General features: G+C 66.4%; 23 protein-coding genes. 18 read left to right on the top strand and 5 right to left on the bottom strand.

Annotation, left to right across the window (positions count from 1 at the left end):
• The first annotated feature begins 6 nt into the window (after nt 1-6).
• Together H0A72_RS06030 and alr are read left to right on the top strand one after the other, a co-directional pair.
• On the top strand, nt 7-444 hold the full coding sequence (locus H0A72_RS06030; RefSeq protein ID WP_180154171.1) for an ATP-binding protein: 438 nt from the start codon (nt 7-9) through the stop codon (nt 442-444).
• Nucleotides 441-1622, top strand: coding sequence for an alanine racemase (alr, locus tag H0A72_RS06025; RefSeq protein WP_180154170.1), 1182 nt, complete (start codon nt 441-443; stop codon nt 1620-1622). Before H0A72_RS06030 ends, alr begins: the two co-directional genes overlap by 4 nt.
• On the opposite strand, the gene H0A72_RS06020 is transcribed toward alr, so the two are convergent.
• A complete protein-coding gene (locus H0A72_RS06020; RefSeq protein ID WP_180154169.1) occupies nt 1559-4009 on the bottom strand; it encodes an MFS transporter in 2451 nt (816 codons plus the stop codon). The two genes, alr and H0A72_RS06020, sit on opposite strands and share 64 nt — an antisense overlap.
• Before the next feature lie 147 nt (nt 4010-4156).
• Between H0A72_RS06020 and H0A72_RS06015 the strand changes: the two genes are divergently transcribed.
• The gene (locus H0A72_RS06015) at nt 4157-6181 is read left to right on the top strand and encodes a SpoIIE family protein phosphatase (RefSeq protein WP_180154168.1); all 2025 of its coding nucleotides are present in this window, start codon (nt 4157-4159) and stop codon (nt 6179-6181) included.
• Nucleotides 6178-7353 carry an ABC transporter substrate-binding protein gene (locus H0A72_RS06010; RefSeq protein ID WP_180154167.1) on the top strand — a complete coding sequence of 392 codons (1176 nt, stop codon included), beginning with the start codon at nt 6178-6180 and terminating at the stop codon, nt 7351-7353. Before H0A72_RS06015 ends, H0A72_RS06010 begins: the two co-directional genes overlap by 4 nt.
• 45 nt (nt 7354-7398) lie before the next feature.
• Here the strand turns inward: H0A72_RS06010 and H0A72_RS06005 are convergent, their stop codons facing one another.
• A complete protein-coding gene (locus tag H0A72_RS06005) occupies nt 7399-8331 on the bottom strand; it encodes a LysR family transcriptional regulator (RefSeq protein ID WP_180154166.1) in 933 nt (310 codons plus the stop codon).
• A 133-nt stretch (nt 8332-8464) separates the two neighbouring features.
• Here H0A72_RS06005 and H0A72_RS06000 point away from each other — a divergent pair, with 133 nt between their 5' ends.
• From H0A72_RS06000 to H0A72_RS05980, 5 genes are read left to right on the top strand one after another with little or no spacing between them, the layout of a single operon-like run.
• On the top strand, nt 8465-10051 hold the full coding sequence (locus H0A72_RS06000) for a class I adenylate-forming enzyme family protein (RefSeq protein ID WP_180154165.1): 1587 nt from the start codon (nt 8465-8467) through the stop codon (nt 10049-10051).
• A gap of 39 nt (nt 10052-10090) precedes the next feature.
• Nucleotides 10091-11071, top strand: coding sequence for a Bug family tripartite tricarboxylate transporter substrate binding protein (locus tag H0A72_RS05995; protein ID WP_180154164.1), 981 nt, complete (start codon nt 10091-10093; stop codon nt 11069-11071).
• 29 nt (nt 11072-11100) lie between these two features.
• Nucleotides 11101-11988 (top strand): SMP-30/gluconolactonase/LRE family protein, encoded by an 888-nt coding sequence (locus tag H0A72_RS05990; protein ID WP_180154163.1) that lies wholly within the window; start codon nt 11101-11103, stop codon nt 11986-11988.
• A gap of 2 nt (nt 11989-11990) precedes the next feature.
• Nucleotides 11991-13121, top strand: coding sequence for a thiolase family protein (locus H0A72_RS05985; protein WP_246436868.1), 1131 nt, complete (start codon nt 11991-11993; stop codon nt 13119-13121).
• Nucleotides 13118-13522, top strand: a complete 405-nt coding sequence (locus H0A72_RS05980; RefSeq protein ID WP_180154161.1) for a Zn-ribbon domain-containing OB-fold protein — start codon at nt 13118-13120, stop codon at nt 13520-13522. Before H0A72_RS05985 ends, H0A72_RS05980 begins: the two co-directional genes overlap by 4 nt.
• Here the strand turns inward: H0A72_RS05980 and H0A72_RS05975 are convergent.
• Together H0A72_RS05975 and ilvA are read right to left on the bottom strand one after the other, a co-directional pair.
• A complete protein-coding gene (locus tag H0A72_RS05975; RefSeq protein ID WP_425502487.1) occupies nt 13509-15044 on the bottom strand; it encodes a glutamate-cysteine ligase family protein in 1536 nt (511 codons plus the stop codon). The genes H0A72_RS05980 and H0A72_RS05975 overlap by 14 nt on opposite strands.
• Before the next feature lie 4 nt (nt 15045-15048).
• A complete protein-coding gene (gene ilvA / locus H0A72_RS05970) occupies nt 15049-16557 on the bottom strand; it encodes a threonine ammonia-lyase, biosynthetic (protein ID WP_180154159.1) in 1509 nt (502 codons plus the stop codon).
• 127 nt (nt 16558-16684) lie between these two features.
• Between ilvA and H0A72_RS05965 the strand changes: the two genes are divergently transcribed.
• Both H0A72_RS05965 and H0A72_RS05960 read left to right on the top strand, forming a co-directional pair.
• Nucleotides 16685-17206, top strand: a complete 522-nt coding sequence (locus tag H0A72_RS05965; protein ID WP_180154158.1) for a YqaA family protein — start codon at nt 16685-16687, stop codon at nt 17204-17206.
• A gap of 77 nt (nt 17207-17283) precedes the next feature.
• Nucleotides 17284-21225 (top strand): DUF3683 domain-containing protein, encoded by a 3942-nt coding sequence (locus H0A72_RS05960; RefSeq protein WP_180154157.1) that lies wholly within the window; start codon nt 17284-17286, stop codon nt 21223-21225.
• Nucleotides 21226-21243: 18 nt separating this feature from the next.
• Here H0A72_RS05960 and H0A72_RS05955 read toward each other — a convergent pair whose 3' ends face one another.
• On the bottom strand, nt 21244-21792 hold the full coding sequence (locus H0A72_RS05955; protein WP_180154156.1) for an adenine phosphoribosyltransferase: 549 nt from the start codon (nt 21790-21792) through the stop codon (nt 21244-21246).
• A gap of 68 nt (nt 21793-21860) precedes the next feature.
• Between H0A72_RS05955 and H0A72_RS05950 the strand changes: the two genes are divergently transcribed.
• The 7 genes from H0A72_RS05950 to H0A72_RS05920 all read left to right on the top strand — a co-directional run bounded on the left by H0A72_RS05950 (nt 21861) and on the right by H0A72_RS05920 (nt 26694).
• Complete coding sequence (locus H0A72_RS05950) at nt 21861-22850, top strand: KpsF/GutQ family sugar-phosphate isomerase (RefSeq protein ID WP_180154155.1); 990 nt, start codon at nt 21861-21863, stop codon at nt 22848-22850.
• Nucleotides 22847-23452 carry a KdsC family phosphatase gene (locus tag H0A72_RS05945; protein WP_180154465.1) on the top strand — a complete coding sequence of 202 codons (606 nt, stop codon included), beginning with the start codon at nt 22847-22849 and terminating at the stop codon, nt 23450-23452. Before H0A72_RS05950 ends, H0A72_RS05945 begins: the two co-directional genes overlap by 4 nt.
• A 4-nt stretch (nt 23453-23456) precedes the next feature.
• Complete coding sequence (lptC, locus tag H0A72_RS05940) at nt 23457-24080, top strand: LPS export ABC transporter periplasmic protein LptC (protein WP_180154154.1); 624 nt, start codon at nt 23457-23459, stop codon at nt 24078-24080.
• Complete coding sequence (gene lptA / locus H0A72_RS05935; RefSeq protein WP_180154153.1) at nt 24077-24691, top strand: lipopolysaccharide transport periplasmic protein LptA; 615 nt, start codon at nt 24077-24079, stop codon at nt 24689-24691. The genes lptC and lptA overlap by 4 nt, the downstream gene beginning before the upstream one ends.
• A 29-nt stretch (nt 24692-24720) precedes the next feature.
• Nucleotides 24721-25530 carry an LPS export ABC transporter ATP-binding protein gene (gene lptB / locus H0A72_RS05930; RefSeq protein ID WP_246436869.1) on the top strand — a complete coding sequence of 270 codons (810 nt, stop codon included), beginning with the start codon at nt 24721-24723 and terminating at the stop codon, nt 25528-25530.
• 223 nt (nt 25531-25753) lie between these two features.
• Complete coding sequence (hpf, locus tag H0A72_RS05925; protein WP_180154152.1) at nt 25754-26083, top strand: ribosome hibernation-promoting factor, HPF/YfiA family; 330 nt, start codon at nt 25754-25756, stop codon at nt 26081-26083.
• Between the two features lie 155 nt (nt 26084-26238).
• Nucleotides 26239-26694 (top strand): PTS sugar transporter subunit IIA, encoded by a 456-nt coding sequence (locus H0A72_RS05920; protein WP_180154151.1) that lies wholly within the window; start codon nt 26239-26241, stop codon nt 26692-26694.
• Nucleotides 26695-26696: the final 2 nt, after the last annotated feature.

The raw sequence follows: 26696 nt of genomic DNA, 5'->3' as shown, positions 1-26696 counted from the left end.
TTCGTCATGCAAACGATAGCGTCCCTATCACTCGCTCCCGGCCCGGACGCCGTCCCGCAGGCGCTGGGCTGGCTGGAACAACTCGCCGAACAGCAGCGCTGGCCGCCACGCCTCGGGTTCCAGCTGGGCCTGTGCCTGGACGAAGCGCTCACCAACGTCGTGCTCTACGGCTTCCCGGACCGCGCGCAGGGCGGCGGCCAGGGCCAGCTGCGGGTCGTGCTGTCGCGGCAGGGCCCGGACGTACTGGTGGACGTCATCGACAACGGCGTCGCCTTCGACCCCACGCAACAAGACACGCCGCCGCTCGCCGCCTCCCTGGACGACGCTGACGTCGGCGGCCATGGGCTGCGCATCATGCGCCACTATCTGCGCGACATCCAGTACCGCCGGGAAGGCGGGCACAACCATTTGCGCATGATCGCGGCGCTGGACCAGCCGCAATGACCGGGCATCCCCCGGGGGCCGTGGCGCTGATCGACGCGCAAGCCATCGCACACAATCTTCGTCGCCTGCGCCGGGTGCTGCGCCCCGCCGGCACGCGGCGCGCGCCCCGCATCTGGGCGGTGGCCAAGGCCGATGCCTACGGCCATGGCCTGGAGCACGCGCTGGCCGGCCTGGCCGACGCCGACGGGCTGGGCGTTCTCACGCTGGACGACGCGCTGCGCTGCCGCCGCCTGGGCTGGAAGCGCCCCATACTGGCGATGGGCGCGGACTTCACGCTCGCGGACCTGCGGGATCCGGCCCTGTATCCGCTGCATGTGGTCATCGACCGGCCGGAGCAGCTGGCCGGGCTCGCCGGCCTGCCGCCGCCCCGCATGCCGCACGTCTGGCTGCGCCATTGCGGCGCGCTGAACCACGCCGGCCTGCAGGCCGGCGAATACCGGGCGGCGTTCCGCTCCCTGCATGCCGAGCTCGAAGCGGGGCGGCTAGCCGGCCTGGGACACTTGCAGCACTATGCCGGCGCCGAAGACCCCGAGCAGCTGCCCAGGGAACGCCGCGCCTTCCATGAACTGATATCCGGCATGCCCGGCCCGCTGTGCACCGAGAACTCCGCCGCGGTGCTGTCCGACCCGGCATCCGCCTGCCTGACGGACTGGGTGCGCTGCGGCATCGCGCTGTACGGCATCAGCCCCCTGCGCGGGCTGACCGGGCGCGCGCTCGGGCTGCGCCCCGCCATGGCCTTGCAAGCCCCCCTATATGCCACGCAGGCGGTTCGCGCCGGGCAAGGCGTGGGCTATCACGGCGGCTTCCGGGCGGAACGCGACATGCGCATCGGCCTGGTGCGCTGCGGCTATGCGGACGGATACCCGCGCACGGTGCAAGGCCCCTGCCAAGCCGGCGTCCAGGGCCGCATGGCCGCCATCGTCGGGCGGGTGTCCATGGACACGCTCGCCGTCGACCTGAGCGCGCATCCCGACGCGGGCCCGGGCGATGCGGTCACGCTATGGGGGCCGGGCGGGCCCGAGGTCGAATCCGTGGCCGGATGGGCCGGCACCATCTCGGCGCATCTGTGCGTGGGCCTGACGGCGCGCGTGCCCAGGATCTTGCGGCCCGAGGCTCAAGAGCCGTCGCGGCCCGTTGCCGGCGCGACCAGGAAGAAGGCCAGGGTGGCCAGCAAATAGAACGCGCCGGTCACGGCCAGCCCGCCCGATATGCCCATGGAGGCGAACAGCCCGCCCACGGCCAGCGGCCCCAGCATTTGGCCGAACTTGTCGGCGGCGCGCATCACGCTGGTGGCGCCGCCGGGGCCGTATTGCTGGACGTCCTTCAGCGACAGCATGTAGGCGGTCTGCGCCCCGCCCGCCAGGCAGCTGGCCAGGGCAAGCAGCACCACCGCCACGGCGGCGGCGTACACACCCGTGGCGAAGTACAGGGACAGCAGCCCGGCGCCGCCCACCAGCCCGCCCAGCGCGATCCAGCGCTTCTTGTCGGCGCTGCGGTCCGCCAGCCGGCCCATCCAGGGGCCGATATAGATCACGCAAAACCCGTACAGCATCAGCACGCGGCCGACGCTGGCCGAGGTCCCGCCCTGCGCCTCCATGTACAGCGGCAGCGCGTAGGTCAGCATGCCCACCTGCGCGATCGAGAACGGCACGATGCTGCCGGCGAGCAGCATCCCGAAGTCGCGCGTCGCCAGCAGCCGCGCCACGGCCGACCACGAGCGGGCGGGCCGGCCGGCCGCGGCGCCGGCCGCCGGCCGGCCGGCGGCATGCCGGTACGGCCACATCAGGGTGAACACGCCCAGCGCGGGAAGTGCGAGCAGGAAGGCGCCGACGGCGAACACCGCGCTGGCGCCCAGCTGCTGGGCCAGCATGGCGCCCACCGCCGCGCCCGACAAATGCCCCGCGAACAGTCCCGCGATGACCGTCGCCATGTTGCGCCCCCGATAGGCGGCGGGGCTGCGTATGACGATGAAGCCCTGCAGGCCCATCCAGGTGAGGCCGTAGCCCAGGCCCACCAGCGCCCGCGCCAGCGTGAGCGCCGTCAGCGTATCGGCGAGCGCGCATGCCAGGTTGCCCGCCACCGCCACCGCCAGCCCGGCCAGCACCGGCCACTGCCAGCCGCGGCGATCGGCCAGCCGGCCAGCCAGCAATGCCGTCAGCAGCCCGCAACCCATTTCCGCCGCGATGGGCAGCGCCATCAGCAGCGCGGCCTCGCGCCCCAGGTCCGCCAGCGGCATCAGCGAGCGGGCATAGATGGGCAGGAAGCTGAGCGGCAGCGCCATGGCGAACAGAAAGCCGAACATCACCGGACGCACCAGGGCGCCCACCTTGGTCTGGTCGTCCAGCCCGTCGGGGTCGCCCGGCGCGCGCCCGGCCGGCACCGCAAAAGCGCGGTCCATCAGCAGCGCGAGCAATAGCAGGAGCTCGATGGCCGCGACCATGGCGACCGCGACGACGGTCGCCGCGTCCAGGATGCGGGCCCGCACGCCGGCCGAGATCCGCGCGTCGTCCAGGAAGATTTCCAGCGTGGCCAGCGCCGGCCCTTCGCCGCCCGCGCCCAGGGGAAACGCCAGCCTGTTTCCATCAGGCAAGGGCTGGCCCACCGGCAAGGGGCCCCGGGCGTCGGCCCGGTTCAGCACCCGCCCTTCCGGAGACGTCAGGCGCAATTCGGCGATCACCGGAAACGAGGCCGCCAGCCGGGCCATGGGCTGTTCCACGCCGCGCAGCGCGGCGGGCGCGATGCCGTAGCCCAGGACCCGGTTCAGGTCGCGCTGCAATCCGCCGCCCACGATCTCGGTGTTGCCGCGGGTGACGTCCACCCAGACATCGCGGAAAGTATGGATGGTGTAGGCGGCGTACACGCCCTGGGCCAGCAGCAGGATGACGAGCGGAACCGCCATTCTCGCGCGGCTGGCGGCGGCGAGCTCGTACAAAGGCATCGCATAGCGGAATGCGAGGGCGAGCAGCAGCGCGGCGGCCAAGGTGACGCCCGCCAGCACGCGGGCGTTCTGCACCAGCAGCCCGGCCTCGCGCATGTCGCGCGGCGCCACCCGCAGCACGACGGCGCCGGCCACGCCGGCATCGGCCCGCAACAAGGGCACGGCAACGGCGACGCCGTGCTCGTCCGTCTCGTGGACAGCGCCCGCCGCGGTCCTGGACACCCCCTCGGGCTCGGCCCCGGCCGGCCGGGACAAGGCCGCAGGCATGTCCTGAAAGCCGTCCGGATCGCCGATGGCGTCCAGCACCGTGCCGTCGGCCAGCACCACGGCGGCGGCGCTGAAGTCCGGTACCCGTAGGCGGAGCTCGTCCAGCAGGGCGGGCAAGCCGAAGAATTGCGCCAGAGGCTTGCCCAGGTCCATGCCGGTCTGTATCTGGGTGGAGGTGCGGCGCGCAAGCAGTTCGACGCGCTCCGCCGTGTTGTCCGCCACGAGGCGGTTCAGGGCGGACAGGCTGAGCGCCCCGATCAGGCCTTGCGCCAGCAGCAGCACCACCATGCACGCCAGAAGAACGTCGCGCAGCGGCCGCCGCCGGCGGGTTTCGGTTACGGGTCGTGATAGGACGGTCATGGTGGATGTGCCTGGTATCGGTGCGAAGAACGGCGCGCGGCGCGCAAACCGCCGATGCCGGGCGCGTCCGCGCGCCGGAAAGGCCAACGCAGACATGCAATAGTAATTTACAATCCCATGCAAATGAATACCGAGCCGGTGTCTTCTATGCGATTGACCTCGCTGCGCAGCAAAATATTCCTGCTGGTCGGCCTGACCCTGCTGGTCGTCGCCGTGGCGGTGCTCCTGGTCACCCAGCGCAACGTCACCCGCAGCGTGGTCGCCAGCGAACAGCAAGCGGTGCGCAACGTGCTCAACCTGCTGGTGCGCGACAGCGAGGCCCGCTGGGGCGCGCTGCTGAACGACAAGATCCTCACCGTGCGCAACGGCAGAAGCCATCTGGTGCAGCTGGGCGCCACCGTGCGCTCGGTGCTCGACATGTTCGCCGAACAGGTCGAACGCCGGCAGATCACCACCACCGAAGCCCAGGACCTGGCCAAGAAATGGATCAACGGCCTGAACCTGGACAAGGGCCGCTACGCCTTCGTCTTCAACCGCGACCTCATCGCCCTGGCCAGCGGCAAGCGCGAACTGCTGGGCATGAGCCTGGCGACCGTCAAGGACTTCAAAGGGCACGACCTGGCCGCCTCGGCCTACCAGGAAGCCCGCACCACCGGGCAAAGCTTCGCCATCTACCGCTGGCCGTCGCTGGCCGGCGACGGCCAGGGCGAATTGCGCTACGCCTATTTTGCCTATTTCGAGCCCTGGGACTGGATCTTCGCCATCACCGACAGCGCGCGCGAAGTCTCCGAGCAATTCGACCGCCGGCGCAACGAAATGGAAACCGCCGTCAGCGAGGCCCTGGGTTCGCTGCGCCTGGCCGATTCGGGTTTCGCCTTCATTCTGCGGGACGACGACGAACTGGTCTCCCCCTTGCCGGCCATGCACGCCGGCATGCTCGACGAGCGCGAGCCCGAAAGCCGATCGACGCTGCGCGACCTGCTGCGCCGGATCCCCCCTCCCAACGGGGACATCGCCACCTTCACCTTCGACAGCCCGGAAGACAAGAGCGACTGGGAAATCAGCGCCTCCCGCTTCAAGCCCCTGGGCTGGACCATCGTGGCGGCGGTGCCCACCGACGACCTGACGCGTCCCGCCACCGCCCTGCGCTTCCGACTGGGCACCATCTTCCTGGGCGTGCTGGGCCTGTCCCTGCTCGTGGCCTGGGCCATGTCCGCCCGCATCACGCGGCCGCTGCAGCAGCTCAGCGACTTCGCCCGCAAGCTGCCCGAGCAGGACCTCAGCGCGGCGGCCGACATCCCCGACCACATCGCGCAACTGCCGCGCAAGCAGCCGGACGAGGTCGGCAGGCTGGCCGCCACCTTCATTTTCATGGACCAGCAGCTGCGCGAGAAAATCGCCAGCCTGGTCCAGGAGACCTCCAGCCGCGAGCGGCTGCAAAGCGAACTGAGCATCGCCCACGACATACAGATGGGCCTGCTCCCCGTGCCGCTGGAACAATCCATCCTCGACAAGATCGACCTCTATGCCACCATGCTGCCGGCCAAAGAAGTGGGGGGCGATCTCTACGACTACTTCCTGCTGAACAACGGCAAGCTCTGCTTCGTCATCGGCGACGTCTCCGACAAGGGCGTGCCCGCCGCCTTGTTCATGGCCGTCACACGCACGCTCGTCCGCGCCTGCGCCGAAGACGAGACCGACCCCGCGCAACTGATGGAACGCGTGAACAACCGCCTGGCCGAGAACAACCCGAACCTCATGTTCGTCACCTTGATACTCGCGGTGGTCGACCTCGAATCGGGCGAGCTGGCCTGGGCCAACGCGGGCCATCCGCCCTTGTGCGTACTGCAGCGCAACGGCGAACTGCGCATGCTGGAAGGGCGCAGCGGCCCGGCCTGCGGCGTCCAGGACGGCCTGCCCTACCGCCTCTTCACCGCCGTGCTGGAGCCGGGCGAAACGGTGCTGGGCTATACCGACGGCGTCACCGAGGCGCTCAACCCCGCGGGCGAGCTGTACGGCGAATCCCGGCTGTTCGAATTCCTTGCCCGCCGCCCGCCCGCCGATGCCCAGGCCACCACCGACGCGCTGATCCGGCACGTGCGCGAATTCGCGCACGACACCGATCAATCGGACGACATCACCGTCATCGCAGCCAAAAGGGCCGATCCATGATTTCACGCTACCTCGCCGCCATCTTCGCCGTGCTGGGCCTGCTCTGCACGCCGCTCGCCCAGGCGCAGGGCGGCGGCGGAAAGGCCGCCGCGGCGCCCCAGGTGTTCATGACCTCGCCGGTCGGCAAGCCCGACGGCTCCCGCTGGCGCCTGGGCTATGTCGAAAGCGGCGAATACAGCGAGTACCCGCGCACGCTGGACGCCATCGTCGAAGGCCTGCAGCGCCTGGGCTGGCTGGGCCTGAGCGAAGACATGCCCGCCGGCATGACGGGCCGGGAAATGTGGTCCTGGCTCAGCCGGAACGTCCGCAGCAACCACCTGGAATTCGTCGAGGACGCCTGGTGGCAGCCCGGCAACTTCGATGCCGAGCAGCGCGCCCCCATGCGCGAGGCCATCATGCGCCGCCTCAACGACAAAAAAGACATCGACCTCATCATTGCGATGGGCACCTGGGCCGGCCAGGACATGCGCGCGCTGGGCCCGCCCGTGCCGACCATCGTCGGCTCGGCCAGCGACCCCATCGCCGCCCGGATCTCCGACAGCGCCGCCGACAGCGGCCGCGACAATCTGCATGCCCGCGTCGAACCCGAACGCTTCCAGCGCCAGGTCCGGCTCTTCCACGGCATCGTGCCTTTCAAGAAACTGGGCATCGTCTATGAAGACAGCGACGCCGGCCGCAGCTACGCCGCCGTCGACGCCGTGGAGCAAGTGGCGGGCGAGCTCGGCTTCGCGGTCGAGCACTGCCACGCCCGGTCCAGCAGCATCAGCACCGAAGCGGCCATCGAGAACGCGCTGAACTGCTATCGCCAGCTGTCGAACAAGGTCGATGCCTTCTACGTCACCCTGCATCGCGGCATCACCAGCGCGTCCATCAAAGACCTGGCGCACATCCTGGAAAAAGCGAAGATCCCCAGCTTTTCCATGGCGGGCTCGCAAGAAGTCGAGCAAGGCATATTGCTGAGCCTGGCCCGCGCCGACGTGTCCTACGTCGGTCTGTTCCACGCCGAAACCATCGCCCGCATCCTCAACGGCGCCAAGCCCCGGCAGCTCAGCCAGCTATGGGTCGACCCGCCCAAGATCGCGCTGAACCTGGGCACCGCGCGCATCATAGGCTTCGACCCGCCCGTCGACATCCTGCTGGCGGCCGACGAGGTCTACGAGAAAGCGCCCTGACGGGCCGCCCGCGCAGCGTTTCATTCCCCGAGCCCGCGCGACGGGTCAGCGCATCAAAGCAGGCATGCAATCCTGGATCATGGCCATCATCAATTTGGCCGCCTGGGTATTCTGGCCATGCCTGCGAAAGGCCATCGACATCGGCCATGTCATGCTCGCGTCCGCCAGCCTGGCGAATTTCATGGCGGACCCGTTGCGGGCGCCCAGCTTTGCGCGTTCCGTGATGAAGATGCATCCGAAGCCGGTCTCCACCAGGCTCATTTGCAGCGCCAGGCTATTGATCTCGATCGCGATGTTCGGCCGCAGCCTGGCCGCATGGAACGTCCGCTCTATCAAGGGGCGCAGGCTTTGTTCGATGCTCGGCGCGATCAATGGCAGCAGCGCCGCTTCCTTCAAGGATATCTCCTCGGGCACCGGGTAGCCCAATGGGCTGCGCCGGCTCCAGGAGGCGGGATACAGGATGCCCAGCTCATGGTCCGCAAGAGGAACGAGCTCCACATTCGGGGAGCTGAAATGGCCGAACAGAATGGCGATGTCGATCCGCTTGGCCATGAGCTGCTCGAATAGATCCGCGACATATCCCTGCTCCACCCGGACGAAGATGCCCGGATAGCGGTCCCGGAATGCCGGCACGAGCAGCGGAAGCAGGCGCTCCCCGGTGCTCTGCGGCACGCCGATGGCCACCGAGCCGGTCGGCCTTTCGGAAAAATGCAGCGTCGACTCGGTCAGCTGGTCGACAAGGCTGAAGATCTGCTCCGCCCGCTCGCACAAGGCGCTGCATGCATCCGTGGGAAAGAAACGCTGCCCGTCCCGGCGGAAAAGCTTGGTGCGCAACTTCCGTTCAAGCGCCGTGATGCGCTTGCTGACGGCGGGCTGGGTGATGCCCAGCTTATGCGCCGCGCGCGTGTAGCTCAGGCATTCAGCGACCGCCAGGACCACGCGCAGCGTGCCGAGGTCTATTTCAAAGTCTTTGTTCATCGACGGCCTTGGCTCTCAACGAGGGAATGAATAACTTTACGGAATAAAAAATATAACAGCAAATAAGCTTGTTGCATGCATTCGCGCTCCTTAGAATTTCAGTAATTCCAACACATCATGGCGAACGACACGCATGAACCAACGGCCCGGATCAAAAACCATACCGCGTCTGCTGAGCGAGCAGGCGGACGCCTATCCCGCCGCGCCGGCATTGATCTGCGGCGGCCGCACGCTAACGTACGCCGAACTCAAGGATGCCGTGTGGGAAGCGGGGCGATGGCTGATCCACCTGGGCGTGGCGCCCGGAGACAAAGTCGCGGTGCTCATGGGAAACCGGATCGAGTGGGTCGTGAGCGCGCTCGCCATCGCCGGCATCGGGGCAACGGCGGTTGCCCTGAATACCTGGGCAACGCCTCGTGAACTCGAATACATGCTTGAACATTCGGATGCCAAGCATCTCATTCTTCAGCGCAGATTTCTCAAAACGGACTACGCGGACGTATTTTCCGACCTGGAAGCGATACGGGCGAAAGCGCCCTTGCTGGAGCGCGTGATCGGCGTCACCGACGACCTGCCCAACGGCTGGCTGCCGTTTCTGGGCAGGATCGAAGGGGCCGAATGGCCAAGCGAGCCCACGCTGCGGCATCGCATGAGCGCGGTGCGGGGGGACGACGTCGCCATCCTGCTGTACACCTCGGGCTCCACGGCCCGCCCCAAGGGCGTGCAGCTGCAGCACTACGCCCTGATCGAAAACACCTGGAACATCGGCGAACGGCATCACGTGACTCGCCGCGACCGCTTATGGCTTGCGGTCTCCCTCTTCTGGGGATACGGGTGCTCGAACGCCCTGATGAACATGCTCACCCACGGCGCGGCCATCGTGCTCCAGGAACATTTCGACGCCGGCGCGGCGCTGGAACTGATCGAGCGGGAGCAGTGCACGCTGATCTATGCGACCCCCAATATGGCGCAGGCGCTATACGACCACCCGGACCGCAAAAGAAGGGACCTCTCGTCGCTGCGCGGCGGGTCGGCCTCCGGGAATCGCGAGCAAAGGATCCGGGCGATCGAAATGGCCCCGCAAATATGCAATCTCTACGGCCTGAGCGAGGTCTATGGCAATTCCCATGTCACCGACGTCGACGATCCCCTGGAATTGCGCCTGACCTCATGCGGCCGCCCCCTGCCCGGTGTCCTGCAAAAAGTCGTCGACCCCGACGGCAAGCGGCTTCCCCCGGGGCGGATCGGCGAACTCTGCCTAAAGGGCTATGTGACTCCCGGCTATTACAAGGATCCGGAACAGACGGCCAAAGCGTTCGACGACGAGGGCTATTTCAGGACCGGCGATCTGGCCTATGTCGACGAACAAGGATTCATGTTCTTTCAAGGCCGTCTGAAAGAGATGGTCAAGACCGGCGGGATAAACGTGTCTCCCGCGGAAGTGGAGGCCGTCCTGCTGCAGCATCCGGCCCTCTACCTGGCGCACGTGGTCGGCTTGCCGGACACGGTGCGGGGCGAGCTGCTTGCAGCGGTCGTGGTGAAGAAGCCCGGCACGGCCGTGACCAGCGACGAAATACTTTCCTTCTGCAAGAGCTCGCTGGCCGCCTACAAGGTGCCGCGCAAGATTCGGATAGTCGCCGAACACGAACTGCCGTTGACGACGACCAAGAAAGTGCAAAAGAACAAGATCGGCGAGACCTTTTTCTCGACCAGCACATGAACCCCAAGTGGCCGGAAGCATTCACAAAAGGAGAACAGCATGAAATTCAATCCACTCGCGCGACTGGGCAGGCTCATCGTCGCCCTGCCCCTGGCAATTGGCGCATTGACGGCCGCCGCCGCGCCCTACCCGGCCAAGCCCGTGCGCATCGTCGTGCCCGCGGGGGCGGGTTCGAATCCCGATCTGATCGCGCGCATCTATGCGCAAAAGCTGAGCGAGCTGTACGGCCAGTCTTTCTACGTCGAAAACAAGCCGGGCGCCGGCGGCAGCATCGGCTTGGCCTATGCGTCCAAGCTTGCGCCGGACGGGTATTCGCTCGTCATCGGCGCGCTCGGCAATCTGGCGATCAATCCAAGCGTATACACGCGCCTGCCCTATGACGCGCAGCGCGACTTCGCGCCGGTCGCGCAACTGGTCAAGTCTCCCCTGGTGCTGGCCGCCGCGAAAACCTCATCCATCCACACGCTGGCCGATCTCATCGAGCAGGCGAAGGCCAAGCCGACCAAATTGACCTTTTCCTCCGGCGGCAACGGGACCGGGCAGCATCTTTCCGGCGAATATCTCAACACGAGCGCCGGGATCACGCTGACCCATATCCCGTTCAGCTCCACCCCCGCCTCGATAGTCGGCGTCGCCGGCGGCGAGATCGATATCGTTTTCGGCAATCAGGCCGGCGTATGGCCCTTGGTGCAAAGCGGAAAACTCACCGCGCTCGCGGTGACCAGCGATACGAGGCTGTCCCGCTACCCCGACACGCCGACCATGGACGAAACGCTCAAGGGCTTCGAAATCTATGACTGGAGCGGATTCCTGGTTCCCGCGGGAACCCCGTTGGAGATCGTCCAGGACCTGCATGCGAAACTCATGAAAATCCAGGAGATGCCGGATGTCAGGAATCAACTGGAGGCCAGCGGATTCATCATCGTGGAATCGACGCGCGACGAGTTCCGTGATTTCATCGCCAACGAGCGGCGGAAATGGGGCGGCATAGCGAAACAGGTCGGCATCAAGCTGGATTGAAGCCTCCCGACTCCAATGAGAGCTTGCAAGTGAAACTGGACTCCAAACTGACGTGGCGCTCCGACGCGGTCTGCATGCTGGGGGAAAGCCCTGTCTGGGACCCTCATTCCGGCACGCTCCACTGGATAGACGTCGTTGACCCGGCAATCTATGCGTATGCGAACCACGCGCTGCGGCGCTATGCCATGCCGAAACCGGTGGCCTCGATCTACCTCGCCCAGCCGGGCCGCCTGCTGGCGGCCTTGCGCTCCGGGTTCGTCTGGCTGGATCTCTCCGACGCATGCGTCGCTCCCCTGGCGGGCGCATGGCCCATGTCGCCGGACGAACGCTTCAACGACGGCCGCTGCGATCGGCATGGCGCCGTCTGGATCAGCACCATGGACCGGCGGTGCGTATCCAGGATCGGCGCCATCCTTCGCATCGCCTCCGCGACGGACGCCCGGGCCTTTCCCAGCCACGCCATTCTGGGAAACGGCATCTGCTTCAGTCCGGATGACCGGTTTCTCTACTTTTCCGACACGCATGCGCGAACCATCCATCGCTACGAAAAGGCCGGGCTCATGGACGGCCAGGCGGCGGACGGGCGGCTGTTCGTCCAGGCGGCGGGCGGGTCGGGCAAGCCCGACGGCAGCGCGATGGACTCCGACGGCTGCCTCTGGAGCGCCAGCGTGGGCGGAGGGCGCATCGAACGGTATTCACCCGAAGGCTGGCTGGTAGGGGTTCTGGACCTGCCGGTTTCCCACCCCACGCATTGCGCGTTCGGCGATTCCGACCTGCGTACGCTCTTCGTGACGACCATGGGCGATCCGCGCATCGCGCCGGCTCTGGCCGGCCAGCCCCTGGCCGGGCGCGTGCTGGCGTTCCAGGTCCAGGCGCAAGGCATGCCGGAGCAGCGCTTGGCGGCGACTTGGAGATGAACATGCGCAGCAAAGCGATCATCACCGGCATCGGCGCCACCGAATTCGGCGCGTTGAGCAATGAAAATTCATACACGCTGGGCGCGCGGGCATTATCGGCCGCGCTGGACGACGCGGGCATGGCCAAGTCGGACATCGACGCCCTGATCGTCATGCGCATCCCGGAATACCTGCGGTTTGCGCAGTTGTTCGGCATCGAGCCGGGCATCGCCATGCCCTTGCCGGGGCAAGGCAGGATGAGCGGTCTTGCGGTGCGCCTGGCCAGTTCGCTCATCGCCTCCGGCGAGGCCGCCAACGTTGCCATCGTGTACGGCAATGACGGCAAATCCGCCGGGGCGAAATACGGCGGGTCGGGGGACCGCTATGCGGGAAACGATGGCGCGGTCTGGTTCCCATACGGGATGACCTCGCCCGGCGCCGTGCACGCCATGATGTTTTCAATGCATGCCCACCAGTACGGCACGACGCCCGACGCGCTGGCCGCCATCGCCACGACCTTTCGCCGGCATGCGCTGCTGAATCCGGCGGCCGTCATGCGCAAGCCCATCACCCGATCCGATTACGAGCAAAGCCCTTTCATCGCCGAGCCTTTGCGCCTGTTCGATTACTGCCTGATCAACGACGGCGGCGTCGCCGTCATTCTTTCCAGCGCGCATGCCGCGCGCGACCAGAAGAATCCGCCCGTCTACGTACGCGCCTGCGCAAGCGCGCTGGCCCCCGGAGACTCAGGCTTCCCGCCTTCCGACTACTGGCGCGCGCCCATGCAGACCGTCGCGGCATCGGTGTACCAGACAGCCGCCCTCGGTCCCGACGACATGGGCGCGCTGATGATCTACGACAATTTCAGCCCCACCGTGCTGTTCACCCTGGAAGGCTTCGGCTACTGCGGCCATGGGGAGTCCGGCCCGTTCGTCATGCAGGGAACGCTGGCTCTGGACGGCGGCCGATTCCCCGCCAACACGAACGGCGGCCATTTATCGGAAAGCTATATGCAGGGGTGGGGACTCATCGCTGAAAGCGTCAGGCAAGTCCGAGGAACGGCCGGTGCGCGGCAAATCGGCGGCCCTCGAAATGTCCATTACATGTGCGCTGCGCCGTTGAGCAGCTCCATCATATTTTCGGATTCTCCATGATGGCCGGCTTGCCAGGTTTGATGTCCGCGGACGATGCGAATTGCGTTCATTGGGAAGGCGCCCGCATGGGCCGGATTCGCGTGCAGCGATGCGGCCGATGCGCGCAGCTCCGGTTTCCAGCGGCCCCCCTCTGCTCGAAATGCGGAAGCCAGGCATCGACGTGGGTGGAAATCGGAACGACCGGACGCGTCCTGGCATGGTGCCACTTCCATCGCGCCTATTTCAGCGAGTTCAAAGACAAGCTGCCCTACACCGTTCTCTTGGTTGAACTGGAAGGAGGGATTCGCCTGTATGCGAACCCTGCGGCGGAAGCGGGTGATTCGATGCCGGTGATCGGCTCGACCGTCACGGCGGTTTTCGAACCCGTGAACGAGCGGTTCGGCTTGGTCAAGTTTCGCTGACGCGGCTTTTCCTTGGATCGGCGCCGCGCAGCGCATCCGGATGCAGGGCCGCATGCCTGGCCAAGACCGCCCGCATGCGCGCCTCGGGCGCGCCGGCGGCGGCATTCCAGGTGTCCAGCAAGCGGTCGGCCGCGCTGCGACCGGTGGCCAGCATGAATTCGGGATAGGCCAGCCAATGCCGGTCGGCGGCGTCCAGCCCGTCCCGGGCCAAGGCCAGGACCTCGGCGCATAAAGTCCGGACGCCCTCGTGCGCCAGGCCCAGCCGCATCGCAGGCTCGCGCAGGGCGCCCAGGCCTTCCCAAGTGTAGTCTCGCAGCAGCCGGCAGGCCTCGTCCAGATTGGCCAGCAAGCCGGCCTGTAAGGCCGACGGCGCAACCAGCACGCTGCGCGCCGCCTCGTCCCCGGCTTCTTCGAGCAAGTCCGCGTCGGCAAAGGCGGCGCCCGGCCCGCGGGCCTCGATGTAGGGATCGGCGCCGCAGCGCTCGAACAACTCTTCCAGGCCGCCGTCGCGCTCCCAGGCCCGCATGATTTCGTCCAGGGAGGGCGGCGCGTGCAGCTTGTAGCGCAGCCTGGCGTCGAGAAACTGGCCGATCTGCGAATACTCGAAATGTCCCGCATGCGGCACGAGTTCTTCCGGCCGGCCGGTGTCCATGCGCCGCGCGGGCCAGCGCTCGGCGCGAAGGAAGTCCAGCAGGCACGGGTCGCCTTCCGGCAAGGCGGTCGGGACCGATTTGTAATCGTCGGACGGCTCCAGCGGCAGGCCGCGGGTGACCGTGCCGGGGCCGAACATCCAGTGGAAGAAGTCGGCCAGATCGCGAAAAGGCCGGGCCGGATACCGGCACAGGCGCAGGTCTCCGGGAAAGCGCGCCGGGGCGAACACGCGCGGCCAGAGCCGCATGCGGTTCTCTTTGTAGCCCGCTGCCCGCCCGGATTCGATCGGACTGTTGGCGAACAAGGCGATGCCGGCCGGCGCGAGGGCGACCGCCACGTTCAATGCGCGGATCGCGTCGCGGACCGGAACCGAGGTATTGGCGCCGTTCTGCGCCTTGGCGTCTATGCCTTCCCAATGATGCCAGCCGCGGTATTCGCGCAGTTCCCGGTAGATGGGCCGGGGCACGCAGACCCGCCCATACCATTCGGCGTCGCGCCCGCAGGTGGGGTGTTGCGATGCGCTGAGCACGCAGGCCCCGTCGGCCCGCAAGGCGTCCAGCGTGTCCGCCAGTTCGGCGTGCGCCGCGTCGGCCAGGCGCTGCAGGCCGCCGGGCCCGCCTTCCACCGGCGCGAGCGCGGTTTCCAGCAGGTTGAAACCGTTGTCCAGGCCGCAATCGGCCGGGGGCGTGCTCAGGCCCACGCAGCGCCCGCCGAGGTAATAGGGTTCGCATGCGACGCCCCTGCGCCGCTTCGCCTCGGCCAGCGCGTCGAAATAATCGCGCACGGGCAGGCTGGCGCCGGACCCGGCGTCCGCCACCACCATTTCCATTTCCAGCCCAAGCCGGGGCCGGTAGACGAACGACGCCGCCATCCGCTCAGAGGAAGAGCCGGTATGCGGGGTTTTCGCTTTCATTCCAGTACGGATAGCCCAGGCCGTCGAGGAAATCCTTGAAGGCTTTCTTGTCGGCGGGCGGCACCTGTATGCCGACCAGGATGCGGCCGTAGTCATCGCCCTGGTTGCGATAATGGAAGAGGCTGATGTTCCAGTCCGGGCTCATGGCGCCCAGGAACTTCATCAGCGCGCCGGGGCGCTCGGGGAATTCGAAGCGGAACAGCATCTCGTGGTTGGCCAGCGCGGAACGCCCGCCCACCATGTAGCGCAAATGCGTCTTGGCCATCTCGTTGCTGGTCAGGTCCAGCGTGGGGAAGCCCTTCTTGCGGAAGTTCACGGCCAGCTTCTCGATCTCGGCCTCGGAACGGATCTGCAGGCCGACGTAGACATGGGCCTGCTCCGCGTCGGAGATGCGATAGTTGAATTCGGTGACGCTGCGGTTGCCCACGGCCTCGCACAGGCGCAGGAAGCTGCCGCGCTTCTCGGGCAGGGTCAGGGCGAACAGCGCCTCGCGCGCCTCGCCGACGTCGGCGCGCTCGGCCACGAAGCGCAGGCGGTCGAAATTCATGTTCGCACCGCAGGCGATCACGACCAGGTTCTTGTCCTTCCATTTGTTGACCGCCGCATAGCGCTTGGCGCCCGCCAGCGCAAGCGCGCCCGCGGGCTCGAGCACGCTGCGGGTGTCCTGGAATACGTCTTTGATCGCGGCGCAGATGGCGTCGGTGTCGACCAGCACATAGTCGTCGACGAACTCGCGCGCCAGCTTGAAGGTCTCCAGGCCGACCTGCTTGACCGCCGTGCCGTCGGAAAACAGGCCGACGTCGTTCAGCGTGACGCGGCGGCCCGCCTTCACGCTGCGCAGCATGGCATCGGAGTCGAAGGTTTCGACCCCGATGATCTTGATCTCGGGCCGGAGCTGCTTGACGTAGGCCGCCACGCCGCCGATCAGCCCGCCGCCGCCGATCGCCACGAAAATGGCGTCGATGGGGCCGGGATGCTGGCGCAGGATCTCCATGCCTATCGTGCCCTGGCCCGCGATCACGTCGGGGTCGTCGAAAGGATGGACGAAGGTGAGCTTCTCTTTCTTTTCGAGTTCCTTGGCGTGCTCGTAGGCGTCGGAAAAGCTTTCGCCGGCCAGCACGACTTCGCCGCCGAAGCCGCGCACGGCGTCGATCTTGACCTGCGGGGTGGTGACCGGCATGACGATGACGGCGCGGCAGCCCAGCCGGCGGGCCGACATGGCCACCCCTTGCGCGTGATTGCCGGCCGAGGCCGCAATGACGCCCCGCTTGAGTTCCGCGGGACTCAGGTTGGCCATCTTGTTGTAGGCGCCCCGCAGCTTGAAGCTGAACACGGGCTGGGTGTCTTCACGCTTGAGGTAGACGTTGTTGTGGACTCTTGCGGAAACCTGGGGAGCGAAATCAAGAGGGGTCTCGACGGCCACGTCATAGACCTTGGACGTCAGGATGCGCTTTAGATAGTCAGTCGACATGAGAGAGTGCGGTGATACGAGGGCGGGAAAATGCGGCGGAGTTGTAGCAAAAGGATACCATAGCGCAATCCACGGCCTCGATCGTTTTCGGCGATAAACTAGCGCCACCTCATTTCACGGATTCCTTATGGAAGCCTGGCTGCAACATTCGATACATTGGCTGCTCGTCACCCTGGCGCTGCCCAGCGTCGGGCTGAGCGCCATCTTCGTGGTGAGCCTGGTGTCGGCGACCCTGCTGCCCATGGGGTCCGAGCCGGCGGTCTTCGGCTACCTGAAGATGGCGCCCGACATGTTCTGGGCCGCCATTCTCGTCGCCACGGTCGGCAACACGCTGGGCGGCGCCATCAGCTACGGCATGGGCCTGGGCGCGGAAAAGGCCTACGAGCGCTGGCGCGAAACCCATCCGCACAAGGTCAAGAACCGTGCCGGCGGCCGCTGGCACGACTACGTCAGCTACTGGCTGCACCGGCTCGGCCCGCGCGCCTTGCTGTTTTCCTGGCTGCCGCTGCTGGGCGATCCGCTGTGCGCGGTCGCCGGCTGGCTCAAGCTGCCTTTCTGGCCCTCGGTGCTGTACATGGCCATCGGCAAGTTCCTGCGCTATGCGGGCATGACCAGCATCCTGCTGTGGATCTTCCCCGGCAGCTACTGAGGCCGGCCGGGCGTTCTGGTTTAAACTCGCCCTTATCCCTTACACTGTGTCTTTAAGGGCCATCCTTTTCTCTTGTCATGAACGCCCCCGTCGCCAGTCATCTGCTTGCCTCACAGGCACCTCTTGCCGCCACCCCGCGCCTGCGCGAAATCCCCTACAACTACACCTCCTACTCCGACCGTGAAATCGTGCTGCGCCTGCTTGGCGAAGAAGCATGGCAGATGCTGTCCGAGCTGCGGGGCGAGCGCCGTACGGGCCGGTCCGCGCGCATGCTGTTCGAGGTGCTGGGCGACATCTGGGTGGTCAGGCGCAACCCCTATCTGCAAGACGACCTGCTGCACAATCCCAAGCGCCGGCAACAGCTCATCCACGCGCTGAACCACCGCCTGAACGAAATCGACCAGCGCCGCGACACCAGCTGCACCGAGCGCGACGGCAAGGTCGCGAAGCTGCTGGGCGCGGCGCGCTATGCCGTGGCCAGCTTCGAAGAAGAATTCGTGCAAACAACGGAATTGCGCAAGAAAGCCGTCAAGCGCCTGGGCCGCATCACGCACAAGGACAACATCAAGTTCGACGGGCTTTCCCGCGTGTCGCACGTCACCGACGCCACCGACTGGCGCGTGGAATACCCCTTCGTGGTCCTCACGCCCGACACCGAAAATGAAATCGCGGCGCTGGTTCGCGCCTGTATCGAGCTGGGGCTGACCATCATTCCGCGCGGCGGCGGCACCGGCTACACCGGCGGCGCCATCCCCCTGACCGCGCGGTCCGCCGTCATCAACACCGAAAAGCTCGACGCCATGGGCCCGGCCGAACCGACCCGGCTGCCCGGCGTCGCCGAACCCGTCCACACCATACTCACCGGCGCGGGCGTGGTCACGCGCCGCGTCGCCGAAGCGGCCGAAGCCGCCGGCCAGGTCTTCGCGGTGGACCCCACCTCGGCCGACGCCTCCTGTGTGGGCGGCAACGTCGCCATGAACGCGGGCGGCAAGAAAGCGGTGCTGTGGGGCACGGCGCTGGACAACCTGGCCTGGTGGCGCATGGTCGACCCCCAGGGCGACTGGCTGGAAGTCACCCGCCTGGAACACAATCTCGGCAAGATCCACGACGCCAAGGAAGCCCGCTTCGAGCTCAAGTGGTTCGACGGCCGGCACGCCCCGGGCGCCGTGCCGCTGCGCAGCGAGCTGCTGGTCATCGAAGGCGCGCGCTTTCGCAAGACCGGCCTGGGCAAGGACGTCACCGATAAATTCCTGGCCGGCCTGCCCGGCGTACAGAAGGAAGGCTGCGACGGCCTGATCACCTCGGCCCGCTGGATCGTGCACCGGATGCCGGCCCACACCCGCACCGTCTGTATGGAATTCTTCGGCCAGGCGCGCAACGCCGTGCCGTCCATCGTCGAGGTCAAGAACTACCTCGACGGCCCGGGCAAGGCGCTCGGGGCCATCCTGGCCGGGCTGGAGCACCTCGACGAGCGCTATCTGCGCGCCGTCGGCTATGCCACGAAAAGCAAGCGCGGCGTGCTGCCCAAGATGGTCCTCATCGGCGACATCGTCGGCGACGACGCCGACGCCGTGGCCACGGCGGCCAGCGAGGTCGTGCGCATCGCCAATTCCCGCCACGGCGAAGGCTTCGTCGCCGTCAGCGCCGAGGCCCGCAAGCGCTTCTGGCTCGACCGCGCGCGCACCGCGGCCATCGCGCGCCACACCAACGCCTTCAAGATCAACGAAGACGTCGTGATTCCCCTGAACCGCATGGGCGAATACACCGACGCCATCGAACGCATCAACATCGAGCTGTCCACCCGCAACAAGCTGCGGCTGCTGGACCAGATCGAAGCCTTCCTGCGGGGCGACCTGCCCATCGGCAAGATCCAGGACCACGACGACGCCGAGCACACCCGCGAGGAAATCCTGGCGGGGCGCACGCGCGACGCGCTGCAAAGCGTCGGGGCCGTGCGCGAACGCTGGAACTGGCTGCTGAACGGCCTGGACCTGCCCCTGGCCGGGAACGTCGGGACGCTCTGCGGGCTCGGCCTGCAGCACCTGCGCCCCGTGCTGGAGGAAAGACTGGCCGAGCAGCCCGGCGCCACCATCTTCGACCTGGTGCAGGACCACACCCTGCGCATTTCCTGGAAGACCGAGGTCCGCGCCCTGATGGAGCGCTATTTCGCGGGCGCGGACTGCGCGGCGGTCCTGGCCGAGATCCAGGCCATCCACGACCGCGTGCTGAAGGGCCGCGTCTTCGTGGCCCTGCACATGCACGCCGGCGACGGCAACGTCCACACCAACATCCCCGTCAACTCGGACGACTACGAGATGCTGCGCGAAGCCAACGAGGCGGTGGCGCGCATCATGCGCATCGCGCGCAGCCTGGACGGCGTCATTTCCGGGGAGCACGGCATCGGGCTCACCAAGTACGAGTTCCTGACCGAGGAAGAGCTCGCGCCCTTCCAGGACTACAAGCGCCGCATCGACCCCAACGACCACTTCAACGCCGGCAAGCTCATGCCCGGCGCCGACCTGCGCAACGCCTGGACGCCCAGCTTCAATCTGCTGGGCTACGAATCGCTCATCATGCAGCGCAGCGAAATCGGCTCCATCTCGAACGCCATCAAGGACTGCCTGCGCTGCGGCAAATGCAAGCCGGTCTGCGCCACCCACGTGCCGCGCGCCAACCTGCTGTATTCGCCCCGCAACAAGATCCTCGCGACCTCGCTGCTCATCGAAGCCTTCCTGTACGAAGAGCAGACCCGGCGCGGCGTGAGCCTGAAGCACTGGGAGGAATTCGAGGACGTGGCCGACCATTGCACGGTCTGCCACAAGTGCTACAACCCCTGTCCGGTCGACATCGACTTCGGCGACGTGTCGATGGAAATGCGCTCGCTGCTGCGCCGCATGGGCAAGAAGTCCTTCAATCCCGGCACGACGGCGGCCATGTTCTTCCTGAACGCCAAGGACCCCGCCGTGATCAAGGCGACCCGCAAGGCCATGATCGACGTGGGCTACAAGGCGCAGCGCCTCGCGCACGACGTGCTGGCCGGCAGCGCGCGCAAGCAGGTGGCGCAGCCGCCCGCCACGCAGGGCAAGGCCCCCATACGCGAGCAGGTGATCCATTTCGTCAACAAGAAGATGCCCGGCGGCCTGCCCAAGCAGACCGCGCGCAAGCTGCTGGACATCGAAGACCCGGACTACGTGCCCATCATCCGCAACCCGGCGGCCACGTCCGCCGACACCGAGGCCGTGTTCTATTTCCCCGGCTGCGGTTCGGAAAGGCTGTTCTCGCAAGTGGGCCTGGCCACGCAGGCGATGCTCTGGCACGCGGGCGTGCAGACGGTGCTGCCTCCGGGCTACCTATGCTGCGGCTATCCGCAGCGCGGCAACGGCATGTCGGACAAGGCGGAAAAAATCATCACCGACAACCGTGTGCTGTTCCATCGCATGGCCACCACGCTGAACTATCTCGACATCAAGACGGTGGTGGTCAGCTGCGGCACTTGCTACGACCAGCTGGCCGGCTATGAGTTCGAGAAGATCTTCCCGGGCAGCCGCCTGATCGACATCCATGAGTACCTGCTGGAAAAAGGCATACAGATCAATGGTGTGCAGGGCGTGCGCTATATGTACCACGACCCCTGCCACACGCCGATGAAGCTGCAGGACCCGATGAAGACGGTGAAGGCGCTGGTGGGCGATGCGGCGATCAAGACGGACCGCTGCTGTGGCGAGTCGGGCACGCTGGCCGTGTCGCGGCCCGACATCTCGACGCAGGTGCGCTTCCGGAAATCGGAGGAACTGGTGAAGAACACGCAGGCCATACGCGCCGACGGGTACGCCGGCGAGGTCAAGATGCTGACTTCGTGCCCGTCCTGCCTGCAGGGATTGTCGCGCTACCAGGGCGAAACGGGGATGGAAGCGGACTACATCGTGGTCGAGATGGCCCGCCACATCCTGGGCGAGGACTGGATGCAGAATTACGTGCGCGACGCCAATGCGGGGGGAATCGAGCGCGTGCTGGTCTAGGGCAGGGCCGCCGCGGCGCTACCCGCCTTCGTTGAAATCACAAACGGTATAGATCGGCAGCCCCGTTTTCCTGAGGACCGCCGAACCGCCCAGGTACGGCAGGTCGATGATGGCGGCGGCCTCGATCACATTCGCCCCGAGGCGCTGCAGCAGCCTGGAAGCGGCCATCATCGTCCCGCCCGTGGCGATGAGGTCGTCGATCAGCAGCACCCGCTGCCCCGGCCGCACCGCATCGGTGTGCATCTCGACCGCGGCATTGCCGTATTCCAGCGAATATTCTTCGGCCACCGTCCGATAAGGCAGCTTCCCCTTCTTCCGGATCGGCACGAACCCCAAGTTCAGCTCATAGGCCAGCACCGACCCCAGAATGAAGCCGCGCGCGTCGATGCCCGCCACCAGATCCAGCCGCTGGCGCATGTAGCGGTACACGAACAGGTCGATCAGCACCCTGAAGGACCGGGGATCTTGCAGCACCGGGGTAATATCGCGGAAAGTGACGCCGGGTTTCGGCCAGTCAGGCACGCTACGTATCGCGCTGCGCACGTAGCTGACAGGATCAATATGCATGGAATTCTTGATTAAAAGCAAAACGGCCCAGCGCTGAGTATAAGCGCTTCTGTGATTAAAATCGGCAAATGGAAAATCCTCCCAATCCCGACCCCCGCGAGGCGCTGGCTTCGGCCCATCGCACTTTCGCCACGGAAATCGAGGCGCTGCGAGCGCTGGACGCCCGGCTGGACGACTCCTTCGGCCGCGCGGTGGAAATGATCCTGGGCTGCCGCGGCCGCGTCGTGGTGACCGGCATCGGCAAGTCCGGGCACATCGCCAAGAAAATCGCGGCCACCCTGGCCTCCACCGGCACGCCGGCGTTTTTCATGCACGGCGCCGAAGCCATCCACGGCGACCTCGGCATGCTGACCGCCCAGGACATCGTCCTGGGCATTTCGTACTCCGGCGCCGCGAACGAGCTGCTGACCGTCCTGAGCGTCGCCAAGCGCATGGGCACCCGCCTCATCGCCATCACCGGCCATCCGAACTCCGACCTGGCCCGCAACGCCGACCTCCACCTGGACGCCCACGTCGCGCACGAGGCCTGCCCGCTCAATCTGGCGCCCACGGCCAGCACCACCGCCGCCCTGGTGCTGGGCGACGCCATCGCGGTCGCATGCCTCGAAAGCCGCGGCTTCAGCCGCGAGGATTTCGCGCGCTCGCACCCGGGCGGCGCGCTGGGGCGCAAGCTCCTGACCCGGGTGCGCGACATCATGCGCACCGGCGCCGCGCTGCCGGTCGTGCGCGCGGACACGCCCATCGCCGACGCCCTGGCCGAGATGTCGGCCAAGGGCATGGGCATGACCATCGTCGTGGACGACGCGCGGCGGCCGGTGGGCATCTTCACCGACGGCGACCTGCGCAGGCTCATCGCCAGGCACGGCGACATCCGCCCGTTGACCGTCGCGGCGGGCATGACGCACGGCCCCAAATCCGTCGCGCCGGGCGCGCTGGCCATCGAGGCCGCCGCCCTGATGGACTCGGGCCGCCTCAGCCAAATGCTGGTGGTGGATGACGGCGGGCTATTATTAGGCGCTTTACACATGCACGATCTGCTTGCCGCCAAGGTTATCTGACCATGAATCCGCCCAAACTGACCCACCCCGCCGAAGCATTGATTCTCGCCAAGCTCGCGCCCGCCGTCATCGACAGGGCGCGGCAGCTGCGCCTCATGATCTTCGACGTCGACGGCGTGCTGACCGACGGCCGCCTCTGGTACGGCGAACACGGCGAGCTGATGAAAGGCTTCCACGCCCTGGACGGGCACGGCCTGCGCCTGCTGCGCGAAAGCGGCATCGAAGTCGCGCTGATGACGGGGCGCGAAGGCCCCATCGTGGCGCGCCGGGCCGCCGAACTCGGCATCTCCCTGGTGTTCCAGGGCGTGCGCGACAAGGGCCAGGCCATCGTCGCCCTGGCGCAGGAACGCGGATTCGAGCTGTCCGAGGTGGGCTATATGGGCGACGACATCATAGACATGGCCGCGCTGCAGCGGGTGGGCTTCGCCGCCAGCGTGCCCGACGCCCCCGCTTACGTCAGCCAGATCGTCCACTGGGTATCGAACCGCCCCGGCGGCTCGGGCGCCGTGCGCGATTGCTGCGACCTGATTCTTGCGGCGCAGGGCCGGCTTGGCGGCTTCCTGGCCGGCGGCACCGCGCGCCTGAGCGGCGCGATCCAGTAAGCCCATGAAAGAACGCGCGCCGGCCATCGTCGCCATCCTGCTGCTGCTCGCGCTGGTCGCCGGCACCTGGTGGGCGGCCGATTACGCCCGGCGCTCCATCCCCATCGACCCGCCGCGGCGGATCACGCACGAACCGGACTCCTGGGCCACCGATTTCACCATGGTGCGCACCGACGAGAAAGGCATCGCCATCAATCGCCTCGAAGGCGAGCGCATGCAGCACTACCCGGACGACGACTCCTACGAAATCACCCGGGCCCGGGCCGTGGGGCAGCAGCCGGGCTCGCCCATTACCGTGGGCACGTCGAACACCGCCGTCATGGACCAGAACGGCGACCGCATCATCATGAAGGGCGACGCGCACGTGCGCCGCCAGCCCGGCCAGGACGTCCCCGTGCTCGACGTCAAGAGCGACGAGCTGACCCTGCTGCCCGACCAGGACGTGGTCTTCACCGACCTCCCGGCGCTGGTCGTGCACGGAAAATCCGTCATGAACGGCACAGGCATGCGGTACGATAACAAGACCAGGCAATTGCAAGTGTTTTCGGCCACCGACGTCAAGATCTCAGGCGAAGAATCCCGTTCCAAACGCGGCACATCCTCCGGACGAACAGAAAAAAAACCATGAATCCACAAAGACCCTCATTCCTAGCCGCTCTCCTGCTCGCCTCCGCCGCCCTGCTCGCGCCGGCGTCGGGCCTCGCCCAGGCAAACGGCGGCAAATCGGCCAAGCCGGCGGAAGAACCCGACACCCTCATTCTTTCCGACACGCTGAACTACGACGACATAAAAAAGGAAAGCGTCTTCACGGGCAACGTCATCCTGACGCGCGGCCCCATGACCTTGCGCGCCGACAAGCTGGTCATGAGCGAGGACGCCGAAGGCTTCCAGCACGGCACGGCCACGGTCGAGCCCGGCAAGCTGGTGTTCATCCGCCAGGAGAACCCGGAAAAGTTCGAGATCCTGGAAGCCAAGGGCACGCGCGCGATCTACAACGGCAAGACCGAAGACATCGAAGTGATCGGCCAGGCGGTGGTCACGCGCTTCATCTGCGGCAAGCCCTTCGACAACATCCAGGGCGAACGCATCGTCTATCGGCAAAAGACGGAAACCTATCAGGCCTTCGGCGGTCCAAACTCTGCGGCGCAAGGCGGGCGGGTGCGCTCCCTGGCGCAGTCGCGCGCCAAGGCCGACGCGGCCGCCGCCGCATGCAAACAGAAATCCGCGTCGGGCGGCTAGCCGCCCGGCGCAAACCACAGACGACGTTTATGTTCCAATCCAACAAGCTGGATTCGGGCGCGGGCCGCCCCGGCAGGGTCCGCCCGCCCCGTTCAGCGCAAGGCAGCCTGCGCGCCACGGGGCTGCGGAAAACCTATGGCAAGCGCACGGTCGTCCAGGACGTCTCGCTATCGGTGGACAGCGGCGAGGTCGTCGGGCTGCTGGGGCCGAACGGCGCGGGCAAGACCACGAGCTTCTACATGATCGTGGGCATCGTCCCCACCGACGCCGGCCGCATCGAGATCGACGGCGTGCCCATCACCAGCATGCCGATGCACAAGCGGGCGCGCCTGGGGCTGTCCTATCTGCCGCAAGACGCTTCGGTCTTCCGGCGCCTGACGGTCGAGGAAAACATCCGCGCGGTGCTGGAATTGCAGCTGGACGAGGCGGGCGCGCCGCTGACATCGGCCGCCATCGGCGAAAACCTGGAGTCCTTGATCGACGAGCTCCAGATCGGGCACATCCGCAACAATACGGCGATTTCGCTGTCGGGCGGCGAGCGCCGCCGCGTGGAGATCGCGCGCGCGCTGGCCACGCATCCGCGCTTCATTCTGCTCGACGAGCCGTTCGCGGGGGTGGACCCGATCGCGGTGATCGAGATCCAGCGCATCGTGCATTTCCTCAAGAGCCGCAACATCGGCGTGCTGATCACGGACCACAACGTGCGGGAAACGCTGGGCATTTGCGACCGGGCCTACATCATCAGCGAGGGCAAGGTGCTGACCGACGGCCATCCCAACGAAATCATCGACAACGAAGCGGTGCGGAAAGTCTATCTGGGCAAGAATTTCAAGATGTAGCCCGAGGGCGGGCCGCCGCCCGGCGAGCGCCCTTGATTTAGCTCAAACCCCCGTCATTCAGTCCATCCGCAACGTCCAAACCCGCGCCGCCCCCGGCGCCCGCCACTTGATTTCGGCCGCATAATCTATACACTGGAATCATGACGAACAGATTAGAAGGAGTCCTGCCATACACACATGACGCGCATCCGCGCCCCGTTTTTTCTAGCAAGGAGAGCCCAATATGAACCTGAGCATCAGTGGTCGTCACCTGGATGTAACCCCCGCAATTCGCGAATACGTACTCAACAAGATGTCGCGGGTATCGCGCCATTTCGATAATGTCATCGACACGCAGGTCATACTCTCGATCGAACGCCTCAAGCACACGGCTGAAGTCACCATGCGCCTGCGCGGCAAAGACATACACTGCGCCGCCTCCGATGAAAACCTCTACGCCGCAATAGACCTGTTGGCCGACAAGATCGACCGGCAAGTCATCAAGTACAAGACCAAAGTCCAGGATCACGCTCACGAGCCCGTCAAACGGCAAGACGTGTCCGCCATCGAGTAACACTCGCTCCCATCGCGCCCGGCTGCCGCAGGCCCGATACGCCTGCCAGGAACAGCGCTGCCGTCCGATGGCATCCGGCCTCGATCGCCCCGCGTGATTGAGGCCTTAGTTATGCCACTTTGATGCAAAAGCGCCAAAGCTCATATAATCACCTTATGAACTTATTGTCGCGTATCCTGCCGCTGTCGAACGTCGTGCTCGATCTTGCTGCCACCAGCAAAAAGCGCGCCTTCGAACAAGCGGGCCTGCTCTTCGAAAACCACCAAGGCATCGCCCGCACGGCGGTTTTTCACAGCCTCATCGCTCGTGAACGCCTGGGGTCCACGGCATTGGGGCACCACGTCGCCGTCCCCCACGGCCGCATCAAGGACCTGAAAGAGCCCTGTGCCGCTTTCATCAGGCTGGCCGACCCGGTGCGCTTCGACGCCACCGACGGGCGCATGGCCAGCCTGCTGTTCATCCTGCTGGTGCCTGAAACCGCCACCCAGCTGCACCTGGACCTCCTGGCGGAAATCGCCCGCCTGATGTCCGACCCCAGCCTCCGGCAGGCGCTGTCCACCGAAACCGATCCCGCCGTGATACACCGGCTCCTGACCGGCGGCGGGCAATAACC

This window comes from Parapusillimonas granuli (assembly GCF_013416525.1).
Classification (GTDB): Bacteria; Pseudomonadota; Gammaproteobacteria; order Burkholderiales; family Burkholderiaceae_B; genus Parapusillimonas; species Parapusillimonas granuli.
Note: the sequence above shows the minus strand (reverse complement) of the source record. Positions and strands in the feature narration are given on the sequence as shown.